The sequence below is a fragment of the Rhodococcus sp. (in: high G+C Gram-positive bacteria) genome (assembly GCF_049591685.1).
GTDB lineage: Bacteria > Actinomycetota > Actinomycetes > Mycobacteriales > Mycobacteriaceae > Rhodococcoides.
In genome coordinates, this window is sequence record NZ_JBAWFH010000467.1 from 1 (window position 1) to 7,792 (window position 7,792).

At 65.8% G+C, this 7,792-nt stretch carries 7 protein-coding genes and 1 pseudogene; 7 read left to right on the plus strand and 1 reads right to left on the minus strand.

All coding sequences use genetic code 11. The features are described from left to right. From WBQ44_RS19330 to WBQ44_RS19350, 5 genes are all read left to right on the plus strand, one after another. Positions 1 to 567 (plus strand): AMP-binding enzyme (locus tag WBQ44_RS19330; protein WP_495568288.1); only part of this gene is annotated, 567 nt, incomplete at its 5' end. Between the two features lie 111 nt (positions 568 to 678). Beyond that, on the plus strand, positions 679 to 2,154 hold the full coding sequence (locus WBQ44_RS19335) for a carboxylesterase/lipase family protein (protein WP_495568289.1): 1,476 nt from the start codon (positions 679 to 681) through the stop codon (positions 2,152 to 2,154). A 130-nt stretch (positions 2,155 to 2,284) separates the two neighbouring features. After that, on the plus strand, positions 2,285 to 3,049 hold the full coding sequence (locus WBQ44_RS19340) for a phosphoglyceromutase (RefSeq protein WP_495568294.1): 765 nt from the start codon (positions 2,285 to 2,287) through the stop codon (positions 3,047 to 3,049). Between the two features lie 139 nt (positions 3,050 to 3,188). Then, on the plus strand, positions 3,189 to 4,364 hold the full coding sequence (locus tag WBQ44_RS19345) for a sensor histidine kinase (RefSeq protein ID WP_495568290.1): 1,176 nt from the start codon (positions 3,189 to 3,191) through the stop codon (positions 4,362 to 4,364). A gap of 13 nt (positions 4,365 to 4,377) precedes the next feature. Beyond that, positions 4,378 to 5,067, plus strand: coding sequence for a winged helix-turn-helix domain-containing protein (locus WBQ44_RS19350; RefSeq protein WP_495568291.1), 690 nt, complete (start codon positions 4,378 to 4,380; stop codon positions 5,065 to 5,067). A gap of 76 nt (positions 5,068 to 5,143) precedes the next feature. Here WBQ44_RS19350 and WBQ44_RS19355 read toward each other — a convergent pair whose 3' ends face one another. After that, positions 5,144 to 5,944, minus strand: coding sequence for a DUF3109 family protein (locus WBQ44_RS19355; protein WP_495568292.1), 801 nt, complete (start codon positions 5,942 to 5,944; stop codon positions 5,144 to 5,146). 33 nt (positions 5,945 to 5,977) lie between these two features. Between WBQ44_RS19355 and WBQ44_RS19360 the strand changes: the two genes are divergently transcribed. Next, positions 5,978 to 6,931, plus strand: coding sequence for a Ppx/GppA family phosphatase (locus WBQ44_RS19360; RefSeq protein WP_495568293.1), 954 nt, complete (start codon positions 5,978 to 5,980; stop codon positions 6,929 to 6,931). Next, positions 6,928 to 7,792 (plus strand): annotated as a pseudogene (locus WBQ44_RS19365) (hypothetical protein); the annotation flags it as partial. The gene WBQ44_RS19360 and the pseudogene WBQ44_RS19365, both read left to right, overlap by 4 nt.

The following is a 7,792-nucleotide window of genomic DNA, read 5'->3' on the forward strand; positions in this document are numbered from 1 at the left end:
GGGCAGGAGGTCGACCTCAACAGCGTCGGCCTCGCCATCCCCAACGTCGAGTGCAAGCTGGTGGATCCCGACAGCGGCCAGGAGGTCGGCGTCGGCGTGAGCGGCGAGCTGTGGATCAAGGGTCCCAACGTCATGCGCGGCTACCTCAACAACGAGGAGGCCACCGCCGCCACGCTCGACTCCGACGGGTTCCTGCACACCGGCGACATCGCCGTCGTGACGGAGGACGGCGTCTACACGATCGTCGACCGGCTCAAGGAACTGATCAAGTACAAGGGCTACCAGGTGCCGCCCGCGGAGCTCGAAGCTCTGCTGCTGACGCACCCGGAAATCGCCGACGCCGCCGTCATCGGCGTCCTCGACGACGAGGGCGAAGAGGTGCCGAAGGCGTTCGTCGTCCGCCAGCCCGACGCGACCATCGACGAGGCCGGCGTCATGGCTTTCGTGTCCGAGCGCGTCTCTCCGCACAAGAAGGTGCGCAAGGTCGAATTCATCGAGATCGTGCCGAAGTCGGCAGCGGGCAAGATCCTCCGCAAGGATCTGCGCTCCGCGGAAAGCGCCAAGTAGCACCATCTTTCGGCAGTGCCCTCCACCGTTTCGGTGGAGGGCACTGCTGTTCGTCCTACCGGTGAGCAGTTCGTCCTTACGGTGCGGCGGCTCGTGCGGTAGTAAGGACGGATGGACGTCACCGTGGAGATCAGTCAGGGCCGAGTGCGTGGACATCGGGATGGGGCGGTCACGTCGTTCCTCGGCATTCCGTACGCGGCGGCGCCGTTCGGACCGTTGAGGTTCGCGGCCCCCGCGCCTGCGCCGTCGTGGAGCGGCGTACGCGACGCCGTGACGTTCGGTCCGACGGCCCCCAAGTACGGCTACCGCCCGCCGACGAGCGAGATCTTGACGGAGCCGATCGTCGAGGGCGAGGAGTGCCTCAACCTCAACGTGTGGACTCCCGGCGTCGACGCCGGGGCCCTCCCGGTTCTGGTCTGGATTCACGGCGGCGCATTCGTCAACGGCAGCAATGCCGTACCGAGCTACGACGGGTCGGCGTTCGCGCGCGACGGAGTGGTGGCCGTGGCCGTCAACTACCGTCTCGCTGCCGACGGGTTCGCCCGAATCGAAGGCGCTCCCGCCAACCGTGGTCTTCTCGATCAGATTGCGGCCCTCGAATGGGTGCGCGCGAACATCTCGGCGTTCGGCGGCGACCCGTCCCGGGTGACGATCGTCGGCGAATCCGCCGGGGCGATGAGCGTCGGAACTCTGCTGTCGATGCCGCGCGCAGAGGGGCTGTTTCGGCGCGCGATCCTGCAGAGCGGCGCGGGTCACCATGTGATTGCCGCGGATACCGCCGCGAAAGTTGCGGCGGCACTGGCTGAGTCGCTTGGTGTGGACGCATCCGTGGACGGGTTCGGTTCGGTTCCGGTCGAGAAGTTCCTGGCGGCGCAGCGTGATCTCTCCGACCGCATCTCGGCGGAGGCGCCGACGGGCGCGTGGGGAGAGCTCGCGTTCAACGTCATGGCGTTCGAGCCGTACATCGACGGTGATGTCGTACCCGAGCTGCCGTTCAGGCGAATCGCGGCCGGTGCCGGGTCCGGGATCGACATCCTGCTCGGCACCAACAGTGACGAGCATGCGTTCTTCCTGATCCCGGCAGGTGTCGTCGACTACATCGACGAGAACCGCCTGCGCATGGCGATCGGCGCGTACGGAGTCGACTTCGACGCCGCCCTCGATGTGTACCGGGCCCACTACCCGGAGGCGAACCCGGGCGAAATGATGATCGCGATGATGTCCGACTGGTTTTTCCGCATCCCCGCGCTGCGAATTGCCGAAGCACGCAACGGCAACGCATTCGTCTACGAGTTCACCTGGCGCTCCCCGCTGTACGACGGCCGCCTCGGCGCATGCCACGCACTGGAGATCCCGTTCGTCTTCGACGTGCTCGACAAGCCGGAGACCGCGCGGATCACCGGCACCGACCCACCGCAGAAACTTGCAGACGAGATGCACCGGGCATGGGTCGACTTCGTCCGCGACGGATCGCCCGGCTGGGTCCGATACGGCGACGACCGTTCGGTCATGATGTTCGGCGAGCAATCCGGAGTGGCCGACGATCCGAAGGCATCCACCCGCGAAGTGTGGGCAATGGTGCGGTGAGATCGGTGTACCCAGCACCGCTTCTGTAAGCCCGGCACACCTGCTCGGACCCGATCGGGTGTGCCGGCTCGCCAAGAACGGTGCCGGGTCTCGCGGCGTGCACAGGTCCGCGAACGTCCGACATGAGAAACTGACGACCATGAGTATCGGAACCCTGATTCTGCTCCGTCACGGCGAGAGCGAATGGAATGCGTCGAACCAGTTCACCGGGTGGGTGGACGTCCGTCTCACCGAGAAGGGCGAGGCCGAGGGCAAGCGCGCCGGGGAGCTGCTCGCCGAGGCCGGTGTGCTGCCCGACGTGCTCTATACCTCGCTGCTGCGTCGCGCGATCAGCACCGCCAATATCGCTCTCGACGCCGCGGACCGGCACTGGATTCCAGTCGTCCGCGACTGGCGGCTCAACGAGCGTCACTACGGTGCCCTGCAGGGACTGAACAAGGCCGAGACCAAGGACAAGTACGGCAACGAGCAGTTCATGCTGTGGCGTCGTAGCTACGACACCCCTCCGCCCGAGATCGAGGCGGGCAGCGAGTACAGCCAGGACGCCGATCCCCGCTACGCGGACGTTCCGTCGGTTCCGCTGACCGAGTGCCTGAAAGACGTCGTCGACCGGCTCATCCCGTACTTCGAGGAGACCATCGTCGCCGAGCTGAAGGCGGGCAGGACCGTTCTCGTCGCTGCGCACGGCAACTCGCTGCGCGCGCTGGTGAAGTACCTCGACGGCATCTCCGACGCCGACATCGCTTCGCTGAACATCCCCACCGGCATCCCGCTGCAGTACGACTTCGCCGACGGCGAAGGCAAGCTCACCCCGTCCAACCCGGGTGGCACGTACCTCGACCCCGAGGCTGCAGCGGCGGGCGCGGCCGCCGTGGCGAACCAGGGCGGCAAGTAAGTCCGGTAAGTCCGGTTCGTTGCGCGTACCCCCAACTTCAGATGAACGAACGAAGAACACTGCCGACGGGGTCTATGACGACCAGGGAAATGCCTGCACCCTGCGTAGGTGAGCTGTCCATCGAACGTACGATTCCGGTGTGAGTGTTGCATCGGCCGTGCTGCTGGCTATCGCTACGGCCTTCGTCGGATATCTCGTCGGCGGTGTTCTCATTCCGTATCTCGCGACCCGGCATTCCGAGCGGCGGCAGGCGTCGTCGGGACTGACGATGTCGCAGGTCCTGGACCTGATCATCCTGGCTTCGGAGAGCGGGATCGCCGTCGTCGACCGGTTTCACGATGTCGTGTTGTCGAATCCGCGCGCCGAGGAGCTCGGTCTGGTGCATAACCGCCTCATCGAAGATCGCGCCTGGGAAGCCGCCCAGAAAGTGCTCGCCGACGGCAATCCGGTAGAGGTGGACATCAGCTCCAAGGACGCCCGAAGCACCACGAGCAGGGACCGGATGGCCGTGCGCTGCGTCGCGCGCATGCTGAGCAAGGAAGACCAGCGTTTCGTCGTGCTGTTCGCCGACGACGATTCCGAGCAGGTTCGGATGGAAGCGACACGCAGGGATTTCGTCGCCAACGTCAGTCACGAACTCAAGACGCCGGTCGGCGCGATGAGCCTCCTCGCCGAGGCGCTGCTCGAATCCGCGGACGACCCCGACTCGGTCCGGCACTTCGGGGAGAAGGTCGTCGCCGAGTCCAAACGGCTCGGCAACATGGTCACCGAGCTCATCGCGCTCTCTCGCCTACAGGGCGCCGAGAAGCTTCCCGACCTCGAGGTCGTCGATGTCGACACCGTGGTGAGCGCAGCCCTGGACCGATCGAAGCTCGCCGCCGAGAACGCGGGCATCACCGTCACCACCGACCACCCGAGCGGCCTCGAAGTGCTCGGCGATCAGGCCCTGCTGGTCACCGCACTCGCCAACCTCATCCAGAATGCGATCGCGTACTCGCCCAACGGCTCTCCGGTATCGGTCAGTCGAGCGCTACGCGGAGGATGCGTCGCATTCGCAGTGACCGACCGCGGTATCGGCATCGCCAAACACGACCAAGAGCGCGTCTTCGAACGCTTCTTCCGCGTCGACAAAGCGCGGTCGCGGGCAACGGGCGGCACCGGCCTCGGCCTTGCCATCGCCAAACACGTCGCAGCAAACCACAACGGCAGCATCTCGCTGTGGAGCAAGCTCGGCACCGGATCCACCTTCACCCTGCAGATCCCTGCATATTTCGAAGAAGACGACCTCGGGTCGTCAGAAGGAGAAACACTGTGACCGGAGAACGACTGTGACCAACGTGTTGATCGTCGAAGACGAAGAATCGTTGGCAGATCCACTGGCCTTTCTCCTCCGCAAAGAGGGTTTCGACGCCACCATCGTCGGCGACGGCCCCTCGGCGCTCGCCGAATTCGACCGGGCCGGAGCGGACATCGTTCTGCTCGATCTGATGCTGCCGGGGATGAGCGGAACCGACGTGTGCAAGCAGTTGCGGGCACGCTCCGGGGTGCCGGTGATCATGGTGACCGCACGCGACAGCGAGATCGACAAGGTCGTCGGACTCGAACTCGGTGCCGACGACTACGTCACCAAGCCGTACTCGGCCCGAGAACTGATCGCCCGCATCCGCGCCGTGCTCAGGCGGGGCAACGATGCCGAACTCGACGGGGCCGCGGACACCGGAGTGCTGGAAGCCGGGCCCGTGCGGATGGACGTCGAGCGTCACGTGGTGATGGTCAATGCGGAGCAGATCACGTTGCCGCTCAAGGAGTTCGACCTGCTGGAGTACCTGCTTCGCAACTCGGGCCGGGTACTGACGCGCGGCCAGTTGATCGACCGCGTGTGGGGCGCCGACTACGTGGGCGACACCAAGACACTCGACGTTCACGTCAAGCGACTGCGCTCGAAGATCGAATCCGATCCGGCCAAGCCGGAACATCTGGTCACCGTCCGCGGGCTGGGCTACAAGCTCGAGGGCTGAACTCTTCGAGAGCTGAATTCTTCGAGGGCTGGGTATTTCGAGGGCTGGGTATTTCGAGGGCTGGGGCGCAGCTGCACTACTTGGTGCGCTGCGCCTCACGCGTTGCCGGGTGCACTGCGATGAGCCCGAGCCCTCGGCGGCGCTTGCACAGAGACGCCAGTTCTTCGTAGGCCGGCTTACCGAGGAGTTCGGTGAGTTCGGGCTTGTACGACTCGAACACCTGCTTGCTGCCGACGTGGGCGTCGGGGGAGCCGGAGCAGTACCAGGCCAGGTCGTGCCCACCCTCGCCCCAGCCGCGGCGGTCGTACTCGCCGATGGTGGTCTTGAGGATTTCGGTGCCGTCCGGGCGCGTGATCCAGTCCTGCGTACGACGAATCGGCAGTTGCCAGCACACGTCCGGCTTCACCTCGAGCGGCTCGATGCCCTTGCGCAGTGCCATCGAGTGCAGTGCGCAGCCGATACCGCCGGCGAATCCCGGGCGGTTCTGGAAGATGCACGCACCCTTGTATCGCCGGGTGCGCAGCGATTCCTCGTCGTCCAAGTCGTCGAGTTCGACGTAGCCCTTCTTGCCGAGGCCCTTGTCGATGAACTGCCAGTCTTCGGCGGTCAGCATCTTCACTGACGCGTCGAGCTTGCGCTTGTCGTCCTCGTCGGACAGGAACGCGCCGTGCGAGCAGCAGCCGTCGTCCGGGCGGCCCTCGACGGTTCCCTGGCAGGCGGGGGTGCCGAACACGCACGTCCAGTTGGACAGCAGCCAGGTCAGATCGGCTGCGATGACGTGTTCGGAGTTGTCCGGGTCGGGGAACTCGACCCATTCGCGGGGGAAATCGAGGTCGACTTCCGGAGCGAAGTTCTGCTGTCCACTACCTGCTGTCACAGAACACGACGCTAGACCCAGTACCGTGGGTATGTGCGATTAGGGGTGCTCGACGTCGGAAGCAACACGGTGCATTTGTTGGTGGTCGACGCGCACCGCGGTGGTCACCCGACGCCCATGAGTTCGGCGAAGGCCACTCTCCGGTTGTCGGAGAACACCGACGCCCATGGCAACATCACCCGCGAAGGCGCAGATCGCCTGGTGGGCGAGGTTGGCGAGTTCGCCGCGATTGCTACGAAGTCCGGGTGCGAGGAGCTGATGGCCTTCGCGACGTCGGCGGTGCGTGACGCACACAACAGTGACGCCGTTCTGAACCGTGTTCTCGACGAGACGGGCGTGGCGCTGCAGACGCTGTCGGGGGTCGACGAGGCCCGCCTGACATTCCTCGCGGTGCGCCGCTGGTACGGGTGGAGCGCCGGACGCATTGTGAACCTCGACATCGGCGGTGGGTCGCTCGAACTGACCTCCGGTACCGACGAGGATCCCGATGTCGCGTTCTCGCTACAACTCGGCGCCGGCCGTTTGACCAGGGATTGGCTCGACGAGGACCCGCCGGGCAAGCGGCGCGTCGCCGTGCTGCGCGACTGGCTCGACGCCGAGCTCTCCACCCCTGCGAAGGAGTTGCTCGCAGCCGGTGAACCGGACCGTGCCGTCGGGACGTCCAAGACGTTCCGTTCGTTGGCCCGACTGACGGGCGCCGCGCCGTCGGCTGCCGGCCCGAGGGTTACCCGAACGCTGACGGCGGACGGTTTGCGGCAACTCGTCGCGTTCATTTCGCGGATGACTGCGTCGGACCGTGCAGAATTGGAAGGAGTCAGCGCTGACAGATCACCACAATTGGTGGCCGGAGCGTTGGTTGCAGAAGCGAGTATGCGGGCGTTGTCGATCGAGTCGGTCGAAATTTGCCCGTGGGCGTTGAGGGAAGGGTTGATTTTGCGGAAGCTGGACACCGAAACGGACGGCGATCTGGTGGTGCGTTCGACATGACCGACAGCTCACAAAACGGCCGTCCTGAGACGGGCAAGGCCGACCCCGAGGACACCGGGCAGATCTCCGTCGCCGAACTGCTCGCCAGGAACGGGCAGAAGACCACCGGGCTCAGCTCGGGCGGTCGACGCAGGCGTGGCGTCAAGGGCGGTATCTCCGTCGCCGAACTGACCGGTGAGATACCCGTCGTGCGCGACGAGCCCCCGTCCGGCGAGGCCCCGGTGGTCGCGGACGTCCAGGCTGGTGAGAAAGCACCGGCTGGCCCGAAAGCGCAAGCCGGCCCGAAAGCACAGCCTGGTCCGAAAGCACAGCCTGGTCCGAAAGCACAGCCTGCGCCCACACCACAGCCGCGGGACAAGCATCAACCCGAGCCGGAGTTGCTGTCCGGTTCGACCACCGCAGCCGGCGATCTGATGAACCAGGCGCACGACGAGAGCGAGCGTCGTCCCTACGGCTCCGCCCCGTCACAGCGTTCGACATCAACAGAGCGTTCGACATCAACAGAGCGTTCGACATCAACGGGGCGCTCGACGACAACACAGCGCCCGACGAACCAGCGCCCGACGCCGGCGCAGCCGAACCGTCCCGTGCCGGCCGAGCGGCCGCAGCGGACAGCGGGGTTCGTGTCGAAGCCTCGCGTCCCGCGTGAGGACCAGGACTCTGAGACCGACCTGATCCAGACCGGGTCGATGAAGACCGGAGCTACGGGCCTGAAGCCGTCCGCGCCGAAGGCAGCCGCGACGGCAGCGTCGAAGACAGCAGATTCGAAGGCGCCGGACAAGCCGTCTGCCGGGGTTGCTGCGAAGCCCGACCTGGCCGAGAAGAACGACAAGGTCGATGACACCGATGCGGCGTCACGCG